Source organism: Flavobacterium sp. (genome assembly GCF_044377315.1).
Classification (GTDB): domain Bacteria; phylum Bacteroidota; class Bacteroidia; order Flavobacteriales; family Flavobacteriaceae; genus Flavobacterium.
In genome coordinates this window covers 1-20,651 of the sequence record NZ_JBILJG010000026.1, presented here as the reverse complement: position 1 = coordinate 20,651, position 20,651 = coordinate 1, and the positions used below count along the sequence as shown (strand labels likewise).

Genomic DNA, 20,651 nt, shown 5'->3' with positions numbered 1-20,651 from the left:
ATTGATACGCCAAACATACGTATTAATTTTCGCCAAAAATAAACATTTATAAATTTTAAAACGATACCCTTTTATAAAAATTAACTTTATTAGTTCTATGAACATTAATCATAAATTTGGATTACTATTATTTCTTTTTGTATTTGCAACAAATATAGTTTGTGCACAAAATAGCGAAAAGTTTATTGTAGCATTGGATGCTGGACACGGTGCTCACGATCCTGGAGCTAAATACAATGGACATACCGAAAAAGATATTACACTATCAATAGTTCTAAAAACAGGAAAAATATTAGAAAAAAATTCTGATATTGAAGTTGTTTATACACGTAAAACAGATGTTTTTATCGATTTGGTTGAACGTGCAAATATTGCAAATCGTGCTGCAGCCAACATTTTTGTTTCTATTCACTGCGATGCAATTGCTAGAGCTGAAGCCTATGGTTCACAGTCTTTTGTAATGGGTATTAACAAAAACGCCTCTAATTTAGCGGTTTCTAAAAGAGAAAACTCGGTTATTACTTTAGAAAAAGATTATAAGAAAAAATATAAAGATTTTGATATAAATAATCCCGAAACTATTATTGGAGCAACTGTTTTGCAAGAACAATATATGGACAATAGTATTTCATTAGCAAGCAAAATTCAAGAAAAGTTTAAGCAAGATTTGGGAAGAAAAAACAGAGGTGTTTCGCCTGCACCATTTATGGTTTTGCACAAAGCTTCTATGCCACGAGTTTTAGTTGAAACAGGATTTATTTCCAATCCTACAGAAGGAAATTATTTGGGTTCTGAGTTAGGTCAAAATCAAATAGCTCAAGCAATAGCCGATGCAATAATTAGTTACAAAAGAGAATATTTTGGAGTAAATGATGATGATTTTAAAGAAAGGCCTAAGACAATTAATGAAGAACAAAAAGCAATTATAATTAAAGACGAAAAACCTAAAGATGTCATTGTAAAAGAAGAAAAATCTACTAATACCAATGTAAAAGAAGAAAAACCAACAGCTTCAGAAATAATTTCTAAATCTTCTTCTAATGGAATTATTTTTAAAGTCCAAATTTTGGCTGCAAATCAGAAAGTTGATTTAAAACCTAAAAATTTTAACGGTTTAAAAAATGTTGATATGCTATATGAAACGGGTGGATTATACAAATATACTTTTGGATCAACGTCAGATTATCAAATAGCTAAAGAAAATTTGAAAGAAGCAAAAGATAATGGTTTCACAACTGCCTATATTATAGCTTTTAAAGACGGAATACGAATAGACATTAAAGACGCTATCAAATAAAAAAAATTAATCTAAATTTGTTAAAAACTACTTATTTTGAAATTTACAAGAGAAATTAAAACTGCCATATTAGTAATTGCTTCCATTATATTATTTATTTGGGGCTATAGTTTTTTAAAAGGAAGTAACCTCTTAAACGATCATAAAAAATTATATGTAGAATACGAAAACGTAGAAGGTTTAGCAACAGGAGCACCTGTTACTGTTAGCGGAAAAATTATTGGAAAAGTTACTTCTATTAATTTAACCAATTCAGGAAAATTATTGATTGAACTTCAAATTAACGAAGAAGATTTTCCTATTTCTAAATCAAGTGTTGCACAAATTTATGAGCCTGGTTTTATCGGCGGAAAACAAATTGCCATTATTCCAAATTATAAAGATCAAAATATGGCGGTTAGTGGCGATAAATTAATGCCAAATGTAAAAATTGGTTTGATTTCATCTTTTGGAGATAAATTAGAACCACTTCAAGAACGTATAGAAAAACTGTTGGCAAATGCTGATGTGATGATTACCAATATCAACTCCGTTTTAGATGCACAAACACAGGCAAATCTAAAAGCTTCCATAAAAGAATTAAATACAACGTTAGCTAATTTTAGTCATGTTTCTTCCAATATTGATGATATGTTAGTTGAAAACAAAGCCAAGATTAATTCTGCTGTTACAAATTTAGATAAAACATCTCAAAGTTTCGCCAACATTTCTTCCGATTTGGAGAAAGCAAAATTGAACGAAATGGTTACTAAATTACAAACGACTTTAGATAATGTCAACAAAATTATGACAAGCATCGAGTCGGGTAACGGAACAGTTGGTAAGTTGATGAAAGATGATAAAATGTACACCAATTTCACCAAAGCATCAAAAGAATTAGAATTACTACTTCAAGATTTGCGTTTAAATCCAACTAGATATGTAAATGTTTCTCTTTTTGGAAAGAAAAACAAACCATATAATGAACCAGTTTCAGATACAATTAAAAAGTAAAAAATAACCGCTATGAGTTTTTTAGATACTATACTATTTGCAATTCTCCTTATTATAGGTTTTGGCTATTTTGCTATCAATGTAAAAAAGCTAATTCGTAATATTAAATTAGGTCAAGATATTGACAGAACTGATAATTCCTCGCAACGATGGAAAAACATGACTATGATTGCGCTTGGTCAATCTAAAATGGTGAAAAGACCAATTGCTGGATTTTTGCACATCATTGTTTATGTAGGTTTTGTAATTATCAATATCGAATTGCTTGAAATTATAATCGATGGACTTTTTGGAACGCACCGAGTGTTTTCTGGTTTAGGAAGTTTGTATAATTTCTTAATTGGTTCATTTGAAATACTAGCATTTTTGGTTTTAGTTGCTGTAATTGTATTTTGGATACGAAGAAATACAATCAAACTAAAACGTTTTGCAAGTTCTGATTTGGATGGTAAACCAAGAAATGATGCGAATTACATTTTGTATTTTGAAGTAGTTTTGATGTCATTATTTCTTTTAATGAACGCTGCCGATTTTCATTTACAAAATGTAGTTGGTGGATTTGGACATTATCATCAAGCTGGTTCTTTTCCAGTTTCACAATTTATTGCGCCAATTTTTGATGGAATGAATAATCAATTAGTAGCTATACTAGAAAGAACATTTTGGTGGTTACATATTATTGGAATTTTATGCTTCTTAAACTATCTTTACTTTTCAAAACATTTACACATTTTATTAGCCTTCCCAAATACTTTTTATGCAGATTTGAATGCAAAAGGAAAGTTTGATAATCTTGAAAGTGTAACCAAAGAAGTCAAATTAATGATGGATCCAAACGCCGATCCATTTGCAGCTCAACCTGTTGATGATAATTCAATTCCAAGTAAATTTGGTGCATCCGATGTTCAAGATTTAAATTGGGTACAATTACTTAATGCCTATACTTGTACTGAGTGTGGTCGTTGTACATCTGCATGTCCAGCGAATCAAACTGGTAAAAAATTGTCTCCTCGAAAAATCATGATGGATACTCGTGATAGACTAGAAGAAGTTGGTATAAATTTGGATGCAAATAAAGGAGTTTTTGTTCCAGATAACAAATCGCTATTAAACGATTATATAACTACTGAAGAGCTTTGGGCATGTACATCATGCAATGCTTGTGTAGAAGAATGTCCAGTAAGTATAAGTCCATTGTCGATTATTATGGATATGAGAAGATACTTGGTTATGGAGCAAAGTGCAGCACCACAATCATTAAATGCAATGATGACCAACATAGAAAATAATGGTGCACCATGGCAATATAACCAAATGGACAGATTAAATTGGAAAGACGAAAATTAAAATAAACCAACTGATTTTTTTCCCTTTGTGAGGCTTGGGAAATTGTCAAATGAAACTTAAAATTTAAAAAATGAAAGCGGAAGACAACCTACAAACCTTGCAAACAGTAACTGAAAACGGACAATATGTAAGTCCAATTTTAAAAGAAGGAATTAAAAATTATCTAATTGATATCGACGGAACTGTTTGTGACGACATTCCAAACGAAGAACCAGAAAGAATGTTAACTGCAGAGGTTTATCCTGACGCATTAATAACATTGAATAAATGGTATAATGAAGGACATGTTATTTTCTTTTTTACCTCACGAACTGAGGCGCATAGAGAATATACTGAACGTTGGTTGAAACAACACGGTTTCAAATACCACGGCATTTTGTTTGGAAAACCACGTGGTGGAAACTACCATTGGATTGACAATCACTTGGTAAAAGCAACTCGATATAGAGGAAAATTTACCGATTTAATAGAAAAAGAAGTAACCATCGAAGTTTTTGACGATGGACAACATGAATAATTTTGATTGAATAATAACGATTTTTGATTGTAGAATTTAGTAGTTATGTTTTTTCCAAACTCATAAACTTCTAAACTCATAAACTCATAAAAAATAAAGTATGTCAGAAGTTTTAATTGTACCTACAATGGCCGAAATGATGGCTCAAGGCAAACAACCAGAAGTGTTATTTTGGGTTGGATGTTCTGGTAGTTTTGACGATAGAGCAAAACGAATTACAAAAGCTTTCGTGCGAATATTAAATCGTGCCAAAGTTGATTTTGCTGTTCTTGGAACCGAAGAAAGTTGTACTGGTGATCCGGCAAAACGTGCCGGAAACGAATTTTTATTTCAAATGCAAGCCATGATGAACATTGAAGTTCTAAATGCTTACGAAGTAAAGAAAATTGTGACGGCTTGTCCGCATTGTTTCAACACGATTAAAAATGAATATCCTGAATTAGGTGGAAAATATGAAGTAGTTCATCACACCGAATTTTTAAAATCATTATTAGATTCTGGAAGATTAACAATAGAAGGCGGACAATTCAAAGGAAAACGAATTACGTTTCATGACCCATGTTACTTAGGAAGAGCTAATAATATTTATGAAGCACCAAGAGATTTAATCCAAAAATTAGATGCTGAACTGGTCGAAATGAAACGTTCTAGAGCTAATGGTCTATGTTGTGGTGCTGGTGGTGCTCAAATGTTTAAAGATGCCGAACCAGGAAAAAAAGAAGTAAATATTGAAAGAACAGAAGACGCTTTAGAATTAAAACCAGAAATTATTGCGGCAGGTTGCCCATTTTGCAACACAATGTTAACGGATGGTGTAAAAAATAAAGAAAAAGAAACCGAAATTAAAGTGCTCGATATTGCTGAATTGATAGCAAATGCACAAGATTTATAATTTCAAATTTTAATAGCTAAATATCAAAAATCTACAATATAAATGTACGTACCATTTGAAACATTACCCGAAGAGTCACGCATTTGGATATACCAATCCAATCGTAAGTTTTCTGATACCGAAATTGCTGAAATCGAAAAAGATTTAGTTGAATTTCTATCCAATTGGTCTGCACATGGAAGTTCTTTAGAAGCTTCTTATCAAATAAAATACAATCGATTTATTATAATTGCAATCAATCAAGATGTGCATCCTGCAACGGGTTGTTCAATCGATACTTCTGTATCTTTTATTCAAAATTTAGAAAAGAAATATGAAGTCGACTTACTTGATAAAATGAATGTGGCATTCAAGCAAGGTGAATTTATAACTTATAAAACCTTACTTGATTTTAAAAAATTAGCTAAAGAAAAAGCAGTTTCCGAAAACACAATTGTTTTTAATAATTTAGTAAATACCATACAAGAATGGAACGAAAGTTGGGAAGTGCCAGCAGCCGAAAGTTGGCATAGTCGTTTCTTTTAAAAAATAATATAGCAGTATGAATTATAATCAAAAAACCTTTTTTGTCAAGGTACTTTTTATGGTAACAATTGTTAGTATTACTATAAACTGTGCTTCTAAAAAAAGTAATATAATACCAATTACTATAACACCTGCTGTTCAACTTGAAAAGAAAAAAGATATAATTAGAGATGATCACGAAATAGAAGTAGAAGTTCAAGAAGTTACCATTCCAAAATACACAAAAGATTCTACTGATTATTTTTCTGATTCATCATATGAAATCCAATGGTCAGATAGTATTTACAACACATTAAATCTTGACGAAAAAATAAGTCAATTGATGATGGTAGCTGCTTATCCTAATAAAGATGAAATTCATTATACTACTGTTGATTCATTAATTACAAAATATAAAATTGGTGGTTTGATTTTTTTTCAAGGTGGACCAATAAAGCAAGCCAAATTAAACAATCGTTTTCAATCAAAATCTAAAATCCCAATGCTTATTGGTATTGATGCCGAATGGGGGTTGAGTATGCGAGTTGATTCAACATATAAATTTCCTTTTAACATGACTCTTGGAGCAGTTAAAGATTTGAATTTAATTGAAGCGATAGGAAAAAAAATGGGAGCAGAGGCAAAAAGAATGGGAATTCACTATACTTTCTCGCCAGTGGTTGATATTAACACTAATCCTAGTAACCCAATTATTGGTGTTCGTTCTTTTGGTGAAGACAAAGAAGATGTTACCAACAAAGCTATTGCACTGATGAAAGGTATTAATAGCCAAGGTGTGTTTGCAACAGCAAAGCATTTTCCTGGTCATGGTGATACTTCTACCGATTCGCATCACACTTTACCAGTTCTCAATTTTACCAAATTTAGACTAGACGAAATTGAACTATATCCTTATAAAAAAATGTTTGCTGAAGGTTTGCAATCAGTTATGGTAGCACATCTAAATATTCCTGTTTTAGAACCAAATCCGGCAACACCAAGTTCGCTTTCTAAAAATATTGTTACCGATTTATTAAAGAAAGAATTAGGTTTTAAAGGAATGATAATTACAGATGCGCTTAACATGAAAGGTGCAAGTAATGCTTTTAAACCAGGAGATATTGAACTGGCCGCTTTCTTAGCTGGAAATGATATTTTATTAATGCCAGAAAATGTACCAATTGCTATTGAAACTATAAAAAAAGCTTATAATGACACTCTTTTTTCAGAAGAACGATTAGCAGAATCTGTTAAAAAAATTCTTCGTCATAAATATAAAATTGGGTTAAAAAAATACAAACCAATTGTAATTGATAATTTGTACAATGATATAAATCCTGTTCTTAATGATTCATTGCAATATGCGGTATATGAAAATGCGATTACGGTATTGAAAAATGATTCTAAAGTACTACCAATCAAAGATTTGTCGGATAAAATTGCCTACGTTAAAATAGGAAAAGATACCAATACTGATTTTGTAGAAACATTAAAAAAATACACATCTGTAACCGAAGTTACGGGTGAAAATAGTGCAGATTTAAATGAAAAATTAAAAGATTTCGATATTGTAATTGTTGGCTATCATCCATCTGATAAAGCATGGAGAAATACAAATTTAACTGATAATGAAGTAACATTGATTAACGATTTAGCAAACAATAATAAAGTCATTGTCGACTTTTTTGCCAAACCTTATACGTTGTTACCATTTACTAATTTTGATGCTTTTGAAGGATTAATTATTTCCTATCAAAACAATCCAATATCCCAAATTGTGTCTTCCGAAATAATATTTGGAGCATCACAAGCAAAAGGAAAATTGCCAGTTTCTATCAATACTTTTTTCAAAATTAATGATGGAATTACAACTGATAATCTTTATAGACTAGGATTTTCGTCTCCCGAATTTGTTGGAATTAATTCTGAAAAATTAAATGAAATTGAAAACTTTACTACCAAAGCAATTTCAAGAAAAATGGCGCCTGGAATGCAAATTTTAGTTGCTAGAAAAGGAAAAGTTTTTTACCAAAAATCATTTGGATATCATACTTATAACGAAATTACGAAGGTTCAAAACTCTGATATATATGACGTTGCTTCTATAACGAAAGTAGTGGCTACTTTGCCAAACATTATGCAGCATTTTGATAAAAAGAAGCTAACTCTAAGTACAACTTTAGGCGAAATATTACCTGTTTTTAGAGATACTGATAAACAAGATATTAATCTTCTTGACGTGCTTACTCATTATGGACGTTTACAAGCTTGGAAACCTTTTTATAAAGAAACATTAGATAGTTTGAAATGTCCATTAGATAAATATTATAGCAATACGTATTCATCAAAATTTTCTCGTAAAGTAGTTGATAGTCTTTATTTTAGAACCGATTATCACGATACTATAATGAAATATATAGCAACTAGTAAATTAGCTGAAAATAAGACATATAAGTATAGCGATTTTGCTTTTATGATTTTGGCCGAATATCTAAAAAAATCAACTGGAAAAACTATTGATAAATTAACGTATGATAATTTCTATAAATCTATGGGAATGAATTATACACTTTATAATCCGCTTCAAAAGTTTGATAAATCGGTTATTCCACCATCAGAAGAGGATGATTATTTTCGTCACACTATAGTTCAAGGATATGTTCATGATATGGCAGCTGCAATGGAGGGCGGTGTTGCTGGTCATGCAGGAATATTTTCAAACAGTATGGATATTGCCAAAATGATGCAAATGTATTTACAAAAAGGGCGCTACGGAACCAAACGTTATTTTTCTGAAGAAACTTTTGACATGTTTAATAATTGCTATTATTGTGATTTAGGAAACCGTCGCGGGTTGGGTTTTGACAAACCTCAAAGTGATAAAAAAGATGCTACTTGTGATTGTGTTTCTATGCTGAGTTTTGGGCACACTGGCTTTACCGGTACAATTGCTTGGGCAGATCCTGAAACCGAAATAATTTACGTGTTTTTGTCTAATAGAACTTATCCAAATTCAACATACAATATTTTATCAAAAGAAAATATTAGAGAAGATATTCAAAAAATTATTCAAGATGCCATCATCAAATAATTTAACTTCAATTTTTGAGTTTTCTAATTAAGTATCTTTACTTTCGTGATTCTAAAAATTTTATAATGAAAATAGCAATCGTTTGTTATCCTACATTTGGCGGAAGTGGCGTAGTTGCTACCGAGTTAGGTATAGAACTTTCTCATCGTGGTCACGAAGTTCATTTTATTACCTACAAACAACCTGTTAGACTTGAACTACTAAATCCAAATGTGCACTTTCATGAAGTAAATGTTCCTGAATATCCGTTGTTTCATTACCAACCATACGAATTAGCACTTTCTAGTAAGCTAGTTGACATGGTCAAATTATATAAAATCGAATTGTTACATGTTCATTACGCTATTCCACATGCTTACGCAGGTTATATGGCTAAACAAATGTTGAAAGATGAAGGCATTCATATTCCAATGGTAACAACACTTCACGGAACAGATATTACACTTGTTGGAAATCATCCATTTTATAAAACAGCAGTTACTTTTAGCATTAACAAATCTGATTTTGTTACTTCGGTTTCACAAAGTTTAAAAGATGACACCTTAAAACTTTTCAATATCAAGAAAGAAATAAATGTAATTCCCAATTTTATTGAACTGGATAAACATCGAAATGAAACTTTAATTTCTTGTCAACGTTCAGTTATGGCTAATTCTGATGAAAAAATAATTACCCACATTAGTAATTTCAGAGTAGTTAAGAGAATTCCTGATGTGATTAAAATTTTCTTCAAAATTCAAGAACAAATTCCAGCAAAATTGATGATGGTAGGCGATGGTCCAGAAAAACTAAAAGCTGAAATTTTATGTGAAAAACTTGGAATTTCAGACAAAGTAATCTTTTTTGGAAACAGTAATGAAATCGATAAAATCCTATCGTATTCTGATTTATTTTTATTGCCGTCTGAAACCGAAAGTTTTGGTTTAGCAGCTTTAGAAGCTATGGCTTGGAGTGTTCCTGTAATTTCAAGTAATTCGGGCGGTTTGTCAGAAGTAAATTTTGACGGTGTTTCAGGTTATCTAAGCGATGTTGGAAATGTTGATGAAATGGCTCAAAATGCTTTGAAAATTTTAGAAAATATCAAGACACTTTCTGAATTTAAAGAAAGAGCTTTGTCTATAGCTCAACAGTTTGACATAAAAAACATTTTACCAATGTATGAAGATTTATACAAACAAGCTTTGACAATCAAATTATGAAAATAGTAATTGCTTTATTTTCCATTGTAGTTTTGTTTTCTTGTGCATCCAATTCTTCAAAAAAAACAAAACCTTTATTTGAAATTTTAACAGAGCAAAATAACGGTGGTGCTTCCATTCAGTTTTATGAAATTCTATCAGAAGAAAAGGAAATTTCAATGTTGCTAAATGATGATAATCTGAAAAGAAAAGTCAAACCAGAAGATGTAAAAACAGCTAATTTTATTATTCTAAATCTTGGAGAAAAGAATTCAAGTGGTTACTCAGTAAAAGTTGAAAACATTCAAGAAACCGAAAATCAAATTATCTTAACGGTTAAGGAAATTAAACCAAAAGCCGGTGAACCAGTAACCAATGTAATGAGTAATCCTTATACTATCGTAAAAATAAATTCTAAAAAAGAAATTGTTATAAAATAAAAAAATACCGTCTCTACAATAATTACGAGACGGAATTTTGTATTTTTAGTCGAATTTATATCTGATACCTAAAGCGATATCTGGACCAAAACTATCATCTCTATAATTATCAGAATCAAAGTATAATTCTGGACGCATATCTAATGATAATTGTAAAGGAAAATCAAAGTTATATTCTATACCAATATCACCAGCTGCAAAGAGTATTGCACCATCATCTTTAGAACCTTTATAGTCATAACTCCAAGTTCCAATACCACCACCAATACCAGCATACCAATTAAATCCACCTTCAATATTCCAAACCCATTGGTAAAGACCTACAATTTTTATTGCATCAACATTGTTAGAATTTCTCCAACCTAAGTCTAGCTCAAGTCTGTTGTTACTGTTTAATCCTCTTTGATAAGAAACTTCACCCCCAAAACCGTCGCTATCACCTAATCTAAGACCTAATGCATTTTTTGAAATGTCTTGAGCCTGAGTGCTAAATACTAGTCCTACTAGCATGAAAGCAGATAAAATAAGTTTTTTCATGATTAATTATTTTGTATAAATTATATTTACAAAGTTATAACCTGAAAACATTAAGAAACTTATAATATTATAATGAAAAGTTACATAATTACAGGATGTTAGTTTGTCAGGCAACTAGATAAATAATCATTAATTTTTTGTTCTCCATTTGGAGGAATACCTGCATTTGTAACTGCTTGAACAAGAAAAGGATAAGTTGTGTCAACAGAATACTTAACAACTGTATTTGCTTGAATTACACCAATATTTTTTGCATAAAATTGATTAGAAACAATTACAGGTTGTGATTGCAAAATAATTGCTTCAACACCACTTATAAAAGTTGTAATTTTTAACTCAATTTCAATTCTAGTCTTCTTTACATTATTGTAAGTTACTCCTTTAACGAGCATAGGTGCAACATCTCCCAAACAAGTTGATTTTATTGAGTATGTAAACGTTAATGGTCTTTCAACTATCAAAGTTGTGTTTTCAAAACTCGCAGGACTAGTTTGACTCAAAACTTCATTTGCAACTCCATTTTCTTTAAAAATCACAAAATCATTTACATCAAATTCTAAAGGCAAGGAAGCATCTAAGTTGGCAGTAATTTCCCCTGTAAGTTTTAACGAGCTTCCATCAATTCTCAAATTATTATTATTCAACATTCCACCATAAAAACCAGTTGGAGCAAATTCAGTCTTCATTTTTTTATACGTTAATGTATTTAGAACCACATCGCTATCAACAAGTAATTTATCGGCTCCTGTAACAGTTGTTCCAGTTGGTTCTACTGGAATATTTTCTGTTTCATAATTCCAATAATTAGCAATCTTTATTGGATGGTAAATCGTTGGAATATCATTTCCTTCAGTTGAGATAGGAGTTTGAATAACTTGATCATCACTAGAACATGAAATAAAAAATAAGGATGTTGTTAAAATTAAAAATGAGGTAAATTTCATAACTTTAAAGTATTTGTTTTGGCTAAAATAGTAAATAATTTATTATTTTAAATTAATTGTAAATAAATCAATCATTTAACTACTAAATAAATGGCTTTCAAACTTGAAAAATTATGCTATATTTGTTCAAAACTAATACAAATGGCAGGCAATAGTTATGGAACCCTTTTCAAAATAACCACTTTTGGAGAATCTCATGGAGAATCTCTTGGCGGAATAATTGATGGTTGTCCAGCAGGGATTGAATTAAATTTTGAAGCTATTCAACACGAAATGCAGCGTCGTAAACCTGGTCAGTCTTCAATAGTAACCCAAAGAAAAGAAGAAGATGAAGTACAATTTTTATCAGGAATTTTTAATGGAAAAACAACAGGAACCCCAATCGGATTTATAATTCCAAATACCAATCAAAAGTCAGACGATTACTCACATATCAAAGACAGTTATCGACCAAGTCACGCCGATTATGTGTACGAAAAAAAATATGGCATTCGTGATTACCGTGGTGGCGGAAGAAGTTCTGCACGAGAAACAGCAAGTAGAGTAGTAGCAGGTGCAATTGCCAAACAAGTTATCAATGAAATCAAAATTAATGCTTATGTTTCATCCGTTGGAGAAATTTTCATCGACAAACCTTATCAAGCTTTAGATTTTTCATTTATAGAAACTAATTCGGTTCGCTGTCCAGATTTGGCAACAGCCATAAAAATGGAAGAATACATCAAAGAAATCAAGAAACAAGGTGATACGGTTGGCGGAACGATAACTTGTGTAATTAAGAATGTTCCAATCGGTTTGGGTGAACCAGTTTTTGATAAACTGCATGCCGAATTAGGAAAAGCAATGCTGTCAATTAATGCTGTTAAAGGTTTTGAGTTCGGAAGCGGTTTTTGTGGCGCTAAAATGAAAGGTAGTGAACATAATGATTTGTATAACGAAGATGGCACAACCAAAACCAATCTTTCTGGCGGAATTCAAGGTGGCATTTCAAACGGAATGGATATATATTTTAGAGTGGCTTTCAAACCTGTTGCGACATTAATTCAAAAGCAAGAAGTATTAACAAATCAAAATCAACTAATAGAACAACAAGGTAAAGGACGGCATGATCCATGCGTGGTTCCGAGAGCTGTTCCTATTGTAGAAGCAATGGCAGCCATCGTATTAGCCGATTTTTATTTACTAAACAAAATTTTAAAATAGTTATAAGTAGTCAGAATTCAGTTAGCAGACTGAAATCTGAATGCTGAAAACTGAAAACTAAAAAAAATGACTTTAATTCAACCAAACGAAACACCAAAAAAATCCTTTTTATCCAATCTTACTTTTCAAATTCTTATTGCAATGGTTCTTGGAGCTATTTTAGGAATTTTTATTCATAACAATTACACCCAAGAAGCCGCAAAAGAGTTTAGTGGTTACATCAAAATGTTGGCCACCGTTTTTATACGATTAGTGCAAATGATCATTTCGCCATTAGTATTCACAACGCTAGTTGTCGGAATTGCAAAACTTGGTGACATAAAAGCCGTTGGACGAATAGGAGGAAAGGCGTTAGGCTGGTTTTTTACAGCTTCTTTTATTTCACTACTCATAGGAATGTTTTGGGTTAACGTACTGCATCCAGGAACTGGTTTGGAATTATCTGATGTTGATGCCTCAAGTGCTGCCGAGGTAACTGATAAAACACAAAATTTCTCTGCTCAAAATTTCATCGAACATATTATTCCTAAAAGTATTGTTGAAGCAATGGCAACCAACGAAATACTTCAAATAGTAATTTTTTCTATTTTCTTTGGATTAGCAGCTGCATCAATTGGAGATTATGTTAAACCTGTTGTAAATGCGCTTGACAAAACCTCACATATCATTCTTAAAATGGTAAATTATGTCATGAAATTTGCTCCAATCGGTGTTTTTGGTGCTATTGCAGGCGTTTTTGCTATTAGAGATTTACAAGAATTACTTATAACTTATGCTAAGTTCTTTGGTTCGTTCTTAATTGGAATTTCATCACTTTGGGTGATATTATTACTAGTTGGATTTATTTTCCTAAAAAGCAGAATGAAAACGTTGTTAAAACACATCATAAGTCCACTCATAATTGCCTTTGGAACAACAAGTTCTGAAGCAGTCTTCCCTAAATTGACAGAAGAATTAGAACGTTTTGGTGTAAAAGATAAAATAGTATCTTTTATGTTGCCCTTGGGATATTCTTTCAATCTTGATGGAAGTATGATGTATATGACATTTGCTAGTATTTTCATCGCACAAGCCTATGGAGTTCATTTGGATATGGGAACACAAATGACCATGTTATTGGTATTAATGCTTACAAGTAAAGGAATTGCAGGTGTGCCAAGAGCAAGTTTGGTAGTAGTTGCCGCAACCTGTGGCATGTTTGATATTCCAATAGAAGGAATTGCGCTAATACTTCCAATTGATCATTTTTGCGATATGTTTAGAAGCGCAACCAACGTTTTAGGAAATGCTCTTGCAACAAGTGTTGTAGGAAAATGGGAAAAAGAAGATTAAATTATATAGAAAAAATATATATTAACAGACAATTTTAAATTATTACTAAGAAAAATTTTTTACTTTTAGTGTTAATTCTTGTTGGAACTAATGCAAATGTTTCATTTACTGACCAGCTACTATTTCAAGAGATCTACACCAATACTTTACAGCAATAATTAGAAATGTTGTTGCTGAAAATAATTATTCAATTATCGAAAAAAGGTACTACAGATGGTAACTACTAAAGTAATATTTCTATTTTTTGTTAATTGTAATATGATACTTATTTTTCAGATGCTAGAAAGTAATTTATTTCTTAGAATAGACAATTTATATTAGATAAAACAGATAATTTAAATTAAACAATTAAAATTTTACTCTGTGCTACTCACTATCCTTTTGTCCCATCATCATTAAGAATGCTTTCAAGAATTCGTCTATTTCTCCATTCATAACGCCATCAACATTACTGGTTTCTTTACCTGTTCGGACATCTTTAACCAATTTATATGGTTGCATCACATAATTTCTTATTTGAGAACCCCATTCTATTTTCATTTTTCCAGCTTCGATGTCGCTTCTTTGCTCTTGTTGTTTTTTCAGTTCTATTTCGTACAACTGTGATTTCAACATTTGCATAGCACGTTGGCGGTTGTCTTGTTGCGAACGCGTTTCTGAACATTGAATTTGAATGCCTGTTGGTTTGTGAAATAGCTGTACTTTGGTTTCAACTTTATTTACATTTTGTCCTCCAGCACCACTTGAACGCGAAGTAATTATCTCAATATCTGCTGGATTTATTTCAATTTCAATAGTATCGTCAACCAATGGATATACATAAACAGACGCAAAAGAAGTGTGCCTTTTAGCATTACTATCAAAAGGTGAAATACGAACCAAACGATGAACGCCATTTTCACCTTTTAGGTAACCAAACGCAAAATCGCCTTCAATTTCCAGTGTTACGGTTTTTATTCCGGCAACATCGCCTTCTTGGTAGTTCAGCTCTTTTATTTTGTAACCTTGTTTTTCTGCCCACATCATATACATACGCATAAGCATTGATGCCCAGTCGCAACTTTCGGTTCCACCAGCACCAGCCGTTATTTGTAAAACAGCACTCAAGCTATCGCCTTCTTCTGAAAGCATATTTTTGAATTCTATATTTTCAATATGATTGTTCGTTAAATTGTATTGGTCATCTAATTCTTGTTCAGAAAGTTCACCTTCTTTGAAAAACTCGTATGCCAATTGCAATTCGTCAGCCATTTCTATGGCATGATTATAATCTTCGACCCATTTTTTCTTAGAGCGAAGGTTTTTTACAAGCAATTCTGCTTCTTTGGCATTGTTCCAAAAATCGGGAGCGAAGGTCTTTTCTTCTTCGTTTGTTATTTCGATAAGCTTGGCATCAATGTCAAAGATACCTCCTCAACGCACCAAGGCGCTCTACAATACCTTTTATTTGTTCGGTATTTGTCATAAATGTTGTAGTTTTGTAGTGACGAAACTAGCCCCGATAGTAGTGGAAATCCTTTTTATTGCTTTGTAAAAAAAATCCCTTCGACTGCGCTCAGGGTGACAAAAGCAATAAAAAGATTGCAACGGATAGCGGGAATAGCTCCAAAAATTAAAAAAGCAAATGTAAACTTTCTTATTATTATATGGAAATAAATTTAGTTAGCGATACCGTAACCAAACCTAGCAATGAAATGTTGCAATATATGTTTAAGGCAAAAGTAGGTGATGATGTATATAAGCAAGACCCGACTGTAAATGAATTGGAAGCTACAGTAGCAGATTTGTTTGGAATGGAAGCTGCTTTGTTTTTTCCGAGTGGTACTATGGCTAATCAAACGGCTATTAAATTACATACCAATCCTGGCGATGAAATTATTTGTGATAAATGGTCGCATGTTTACTTGTATGAAGGTGGTGGCGCAGCAGCAAACAGTGGTGTTTCTTTTCAGTTATTAGACGGAAATAGAGGAATGATTACAGCTAACCAAGTTAAAAACGGAATTAATGATCCTGAATTTTATCATGCGCCTTTGTCAAAATTAGTTAGTATAGAAAATACAACCAATAAAGGAGGCGGTGCTTGTTACGATATTGAAGAATTAGAAAAAATTAAAACAGTTTGTGCCGAAAACAACTTGAAATACCATCTTGACGGTGCACGATTGTGGAATGCTTTGATTGCTAAAAAGCAACATCCAAAACAGTTTGGAGAATTGTTCGATACCATTTCAGTTTGTTTTTCTAAAGGATTGGGAGCGCCAGTTGGCTCCATGTTGGTTTCGGATAAAGAAACGATTAAACGAGCTTTGCGAATCAGAAAAATATTTGGTGGTGGTATGCGACAATCAGGTTATTTGGCAGCTGCTGCGATTTATGCAATGCAAAATAACATTAGCCGACTTGAAGAAGACCATCGTAGAGCAAAAGAAATTGGTCAACTATTGAAACAATTACCTTGGATAGAAAAAGTTGAACCAGTTGAAACTAATATTTTGATTTTTTCGGTAAAAGCTCCTTTGAACGAGAAAATAGTTGTTGAAAAATTAAAACAAAAAAGCATTCATATTAGTTCTATGGGACAAGGTAAAATGAGAATTGTAACCCATCTTGACTACAAAGAAGTAATGCATACTTATGTTATAGAAACACTGCAGAAAATGAAGTTTGATTAAGTTTTCATAATTTACTTAAACATATCCATCCCAGGAATTGATGGCATTCCTTCTTTGGCGACAGCTGCTAATTCGGTTTCGTTTATATTGGTGGCTTTTTCGATAGCTTTGTTTAAAACTAAAATTAGATAATCTTCTAGTTGTTCTTTGTCTTCAAGCAAAGTTTCATCAACTGAAATAGATTTTATTTTTCTATTGGCAGTTAGTGTAACTTTTAGTAATCTGTCATTACTTTCTTCGTCAACTAGCACTGTATCAAGTCTTTTTTTAGTTTCTTCTACTTTATACTGAGCTTCTTTTAGTTTACCCATCATTCCCATTAAATCTCCAAACATAGTTTTAAGTTTTATTTAATAAATTCTTTTTGCAAAAATAGTACATTGCACTATTAATTTTAAAAAAATATGAAAAATAGATTACTTATTTTGTTTTCCTGCTTTACTTTTGTCGTTGGAAATTCTCAAAATATAAATACAGAAATGCAAGAAAAAAATACACCGCCAATAGCTAAAAGAATCCCTCATAAATTAGAAAAACATGGTCATGTAAGAAATGACGATTACTATTGGCTAAACAATAGAGAAAACCCTGAAGTAATCGATTATCTAAATAAAGAGAATGATTATTACAAAAAAGCAACGGCGCATACGGTTGATTTTCAGAAAGATTTGTTTGAGGAAATGAAATCTCGTATTAAGGAAGATGATCAGTCGGTTCCTTATCTATATAATGGTTATTTTTACATAACGCGTCATGAAAAAGGTAAAGATTACCCAATTTATTCTAGAAAAAAAGGTTCGCTTGAAGCTAAAGAAGAAATTCTTTTTGATTGTAACGAAATGGCAAAAGAACAATCTTATTTTCAATTAGGTGGTTTAAGTATTAGCGAAGACAATAAATGGGCTGCTTTTAGTGTCGATTTGGTTTCAAGAAGACAATATACATTGCAATTCAAAAATTTAGAAACTAATGAAATTCTGCCAACTAAAATCATCAACACTTCTGGTGGCGCTACTTGGGCGGCAGATAATAAAACTGTTTTTTATTCAAGAAATGATGAAGTTACGCTTCGTACTGATAAAATTTTCAAGCATAAATTAGGTTCAGATAGTGCAGATGATCAATTAGTTTTTTTTGAAAAAGATGAAACATTTGATAGTAATATTTACAAATCAAAATCAGAAAAGTATATTATTATTGTTTCAAGTAGCACATTGACTAGCGAATACCAAACAATTTTAGCCAACAATCCTGATGGAGAATTCAAAATTTTTCAGAAAAGAACTCGTGGTTTAGAATATTCGATTTCACATTATGGAGATAGTTTTTATATTCTAACAAATAAAGATAAAGCTACCAACTTTAAATTGATGAAGACTAATGAAAATAATACTTCAAAGGATAATTGGGTGGATGTAATTTCGCACAATAAAGATGTTTTACTCGAAAAAATTGATATTTTTAAAGATTATTTGGTAGTTTCTGAACGTTCAAATGGTTTGAGCAAAATTAAAATTATGCCTTGGAGAGGAGAAGCTTATTTTTTGCCATTTGAAATTGAAACTTATACAGCTTATACAACTTCAAATATTGATTTTAACACCGAAATATTGCGTTATGGCTACCAATCAATGGCTACACCAGTTTCGGTGATTGATTTCAATATGAGAACCAAAACCAAAAAAATTCTAAAAGAACTAGAAGTGCAAGGCGGAAAGTTTGATAAAAATAATTACGAAGAAAAACGTATTTGGGCAACTGCAACCGATGGAACTAAAGTGCCAATTTCAATTGTTTATAGAAAAGGAATAAAAAAAGACGGAAACAATCCCCTTTTATTAAATGCTTATGGTTCTTATGGATATTCATCAGAGCCTTATTTTTCGGCTTTCAATTTGAGTTTACTAGATAGGGGTTTTATTCTTGGAATTGCGCATGTTCGAGGTGGAGAAGATCTAGGAAGACAATGGTATGAAGATGGTAAATTATTAAAAAAGAAAAATACCTTTACCGATTTTATTGATTGCACCAGGTTTTTAATTGATGAAAAATACACTTCAAGACAACATATGTATGCTGAAGGTGGTTCGGCTGGAGGATTGTTGATGGGAGTCTTGGCGAATATGGCACCAGAGTTTTATAACGGAATTATATCTCAAGTTCCATTTGTAGACGTTGTAACAACAATGTTGGACGATTCAATTCCGCTTACAACAGGAGAATATGATGAATGGGGAAATCCAAATGAAAAAAAATACTATGATTATATGTTGTCCTATTCACCTTATGATAATGTAAAAGCACAAGATTATCCCAGCTTATATATTTCAACAGGTTTGCATGATTCGCAAGTACAATATTGGGAACCAGCTAAATGGGTTGCCAAATTACGATTGTTAAAAACTAATGATAAAAAATTATTTTTAGATACAAACATGGAAGCAGGACATGGAGGCGCATCTGGTAGGTTTGAAGCACTAAAAGAATTAGCTAAAGAATTTACTTTTTTGTTAGATTTAGAAGGAATAAAAAGATAGTAAAAAAAAAATTATTAAATTTGCAGAGTTTTGAGGTTATAAAACTATATAAAGTTTGCCTTGACTAAATTTTTTATGAAAGATCAGATAAAAGCTTATAATAGTGTGTTAGATTTAATTGGAAATACTCCTCTTATAAAAATCAATAAAATTACTAATAATCTTATAGGTAATTTTTACGCAAAAGTCGAGGCGTTTAACCCTGGACATTCTACAAAAGATAGAATAGCTTTGTATATTATTGAAGAAGCAGAAAAAGCTGGAATATTAACACCTGGTGATACTATTATTGAGACAACATCTGGAAATACTGGATTTAGTATTGCAATGGTTAGTATTATTAAAGGTTATAATTGCATCTTAGCTGTTAGTTCTAAATCATCTATTGATAAAATTGATATGTTACGTAGCATGGGAGCAAAGGTTTATGTTTGCCCAGCAAACGTTTCTGCAGATGATGAGCGTTCCTACTATAATGTTGCCAAAAGACTTCATGAAGAAACTAAAGGATCTGTTTATATCAATCAATATTTCAATCAATTAAACATTGATGCACATTACAAAACTACTGGTCCTGAAATTTGGGAACAAACTAATGGTAAAATAACGCATCTAGTAGCTTGTAGTGGAACTGGTGGAACTATTTCTGGCGCAGCTAAATTTTTAAAAGAAAAAAATCCAAATATTAAGATTCTTGGAGTTGACGCTTTTGGTTCTGTGTTGAAAAAATACCACGAAACAAAAGAGTTTGATAACGACGAAATTTATCCATACAGAATCGAAGGATTAGGCAAAAACCTTATTCCATCAGCAACTGATTTTGATGTTATTGATAAATTCATAAAAGTTACTGACGAAGAAAGTGCACATACCGCAAGAGAATTAGCTAAAACAGAAGGCTTATTCGTTGGCTATACTTCTGGAGCAGTTATGCAGGCAATTAAACAATATGCTCAAGATGGCGAATTTGACGAAAATAGTAATGTTATTGCCATTTTTCCAGATCATGGTTCGCGTTATATGAGCAAAGTATTTAGTGATGACTGGATGAAGGAACAAGGTTTTTTCGATAGTGTGAATATTGAAGAAAAACTTAAAATAGAATACGTTAAATAGTTTATAATTAGATATATAAATAAAAAAAACTCCGAATATTTTTCGGAG

Annotated in this window: 18 protein-coding genes; 14 read left to right on the top strand and 4 right to left on the bottom strand. The window is 31.6% G+C overall.

What is annotated here, in order from left to right; genetic code table 11:
- The first annotated feature begins 97 nt into the window (after positions 1-97).
- The 9 genes from ACIQ66_RS09045 to ACIQ66_RS09005 all read left to right on the top strand — a co-directional run bounded on the left by ACIQ66_RS09045 (position 98) and on the right by ACIQ66_RS09005 (position 10,259).
- The gene (locus ACIQ66_RS09045; RefSeq protein ID WP_396212477.1) at positions 98-1,297 is read left to right on the top strand and encodes an N-acetylmuramoyl-L-alanine amidase; all 1,200 of its coding nucleotides are present in this window, start codon (positions 98-100) and stop codon (positions 1,295-1,297) included.
- 36 nt (positions 1,298-1,333) lie between these two features.
- Positions 1,334-2,290 carry an MlaD family protein gene (locus tag ACIQ66_RS09040; protein ID WP_396212476.1) on the top strand — a complete coding sequence of 319 codons (957 nt, stop codon included), beginning with the start codon at positions 1,334-1,336 and terminating at the stop codon, positions 2,288-2,290.
- A gap of 12 nt (positions 2,291-2,302) precedes the next feature.
- Positions 2,303-3,637 (top strand): 4Fe-4S dicluster domain-containing protein, encoded by a 1,335-nt coding sequence (locus ACIQ66_RS09035; protein WP_396212475.1) that lies wholly within the window; start codon positions 2,303-2,305, stop codon positions 3,635-3,637.
- Positions 3,638-3,707: 70 nt separating this feature from the next.
- Positions 3,708-4,154 (top strand): phosphoheptose isomerase, encoded by a 447-nt coding sequence (locus tag ACIQ66_RS09030; RefSeq protein ID WP_396212474.1) that lies wholly within the window; start codon positions 3,708-3,710, stop codon positions 4,152-4,154.
- 100 nt (positions 4,155-4,254) lie between these two features.
- Positions 4,255-5,046: a (Fe-S)-binding protein gene (locus ACIQ66_RS09025; protein ID WP_396212473.1), complete on the top strand. Its 792-nt coding sequence runs from the start codon at positions 4,255-4,257 to the stop codon at positions 5,044-5,046.
- Positions 5,047-5,088: 42 nt separating this feature from the next.
- Complete coding sequence (locus ACIQ66_RS09020; protein ID WP_396212472.1) at positions 5,089-5,571, top strand: ABC transporter ATPase; 483 nt, start codon at positions 5,089-5,091, stop codon at positions 5,569-5,571.
- 16 nt (positions 5,572-5,587) lie between these two features.
- The gene (locus ACIQ66_RS09015) at positions 5,588-8,641 is read left to right on the top strand and encodes a glycoside hydrolase family 3 N-terminal domain-containing protein (protein ID WP_396212471.1); all 3,054 of its coding nucleotides are present in this window, start codon (positions 5,588-5,590) and stop codon (positions 8,639-8,641) included.
- 65 nt (positions 8,642-8,706) lie between these two features.
- Positions 8,707-9,840 carry an N-acetyl-alpha-D-glucosaminyl L-malate synthase BshA gene (bshA, locus tag ACIQ66_RS09010; RefSeq protein ID WP_396212470.1) on the top strand — a complete coding sequence of 378 codons (1,134 nt, stop codon included), beginning with the start codon at positions 8,707-8,709 and terminating at the stop codon, positions 9,838-9,840.
- Positions 9,837-10,259: a protease complex subunit PrcB family protein gene (locus tag ACIQ66_RS09005; protein ID WP_396212469.1), complete on the top strand. Its 423-nt coding sequence runs from the start codon at positions 9,837-9,839 to the stop codon at positions 10,257-10,259. The genes bshA and ACIQ66_RS09005 overlap by 4 nt, the downstream gene beginning before the upstream one ends.
- 45 nt (positions 10,260-10,304) lie before the next feature.
- On the opposite strand, the gene ACIQ66_RS09000 is transcribed toward ACIQ66_RS09005, so the two are convergent.
- The gene (locus ACIQ66_RS09000; RefSeq protein WP_396212468.1) at positions 10,305-10,796 is read right to left on the bottom strand and encodes a hypothetical protein; all 492 of its coding nucleotides are present in this window, start codon (positions 10,794-10,796) and stop codon (positions 10,305-10,307) included.
- Between the two features lie 98 nt (positions 10,797-10,894).
- Positions 10,895-11,740 (bottom strand): hypothetical protein, encoded by an 846-nt coding sequence (locus ACIQ66_RS08995; protein ID WP_396212467.1) that lies wholly within the window; start codon positions 11,738-11,740, stop codon positions 10,895-10,897.
- Positions 11,741-11,881: 141 nt separating this feature from the next.
- Here ACIQ66_RS08995 and aroC point away from each other — a divergent pair, with 141 nt between their 5' ends.
- Complete coding sequence (aroC, locus tag ACIQ66_RS08990; protein ID WP_396212466.1) at positions 11,882-12,943, top strand: chorismate synthase; 1,062 nt, start codon at positions 11,882-11,884, stop codon at positions 12,941-12,943.
- 66 nt (positions 12,944-13,009) lie between these two features.
- Positions 13,010-14,275, top strand: coding sequence for a dicarboxylate/amino acid:cation symporter (locus ACIQ66_RS08985; RefSeq protein ID WP_396212465.1), 1,266 nt, complete (start codon positions 13,010-13,012; stop codon positions 14,273-14,275).
- 366 nt (positions 14,276-14,641) lie between these two features.
- On the opposite strand, the gene prfB is transcribed toward ACIQ66_RS08985, so the two are convergent.
- Positions 14,642-15,740, bottom strand: a protein-coding gene (gene prfB, locus ACIQ66_RS08980; RefSeq protein WP_396212464.1) for a peptide chain release factor 2 whose coding sequence is annotated in 2 segments (ribosomal slippage) — positions 14,642-15,676 and positions 15,678-15,740 — 1,098 coding nt in all. Because the reading frame shifts where the segments join, the coding sequence is not laid out codon by codon here.
- Positions 15,741-15,921: 181 nt separating this feature from the next.
- On the opposite strand from prfB, the gene ACIQ66_RS08975 reads away from it, so the two are divergent.
- Positions 15,922-16,950, top strand: coding sequence for a threonine aldolase family protein (locus ACIQ66_RS08975; protein ID WP_396212463.1), 1,029 nt, complete (start codon positions 15,922-15,924; stop codon positions 16,948-16,950).
- 11 nt (positions 16,951-16,961) lie between these two features.
- Here ACIQ66_RS08975 and ACIQ66_RS08970 read toward each other — a convergent pair whose 3' ends face one another.
- Positions 16,962-17,285 (bottom strand): YbaB/EbfC family nucleoid-associated protein, encoded by a 324-nt coding sequence (locus ACIQ66_RS08970; RefSeq protein WP_396212462.1) that lies wholly within the window; start codon positions 17,283-17,285, stop codon positions 16,962-16,964.
- Positions 17,286-17,429: 144 nt separating this feature from the next.
- On the opposite strand from ACIQ66_RS08970, the gene ACIQ66_RS08965 reads away from it, so the two are divergent.
- Together ACIQ66_RS08965 and ACIQ66_RS08960 are read left to right on the top strand one after the other, a co-directional pair.
- Positions 17,430-19,487, top strand: a complete 2,058-nt coding sequence (locus ACIQ66_RS08965) for a S9 family peptidase (RefSeq protein WP_396212492.1) — start codon at positions 17,430-17,432, stop codon at positions 19,485-19,487.
- A 75-nt stretch (positions 19,488-19,562) separates the two neighbouring features.
- Entirely contained in the window at positions 19,563-20,603 is a 1,041-nt protein-coding gene (locus tag ACIQ66_RS08960) for a PLP-dependent cysteine synthase family protein (protein WP_396212461.1), read from the top strand.
- Positions 20,604-20,651 lie beyond the last annotated feature (48 nt).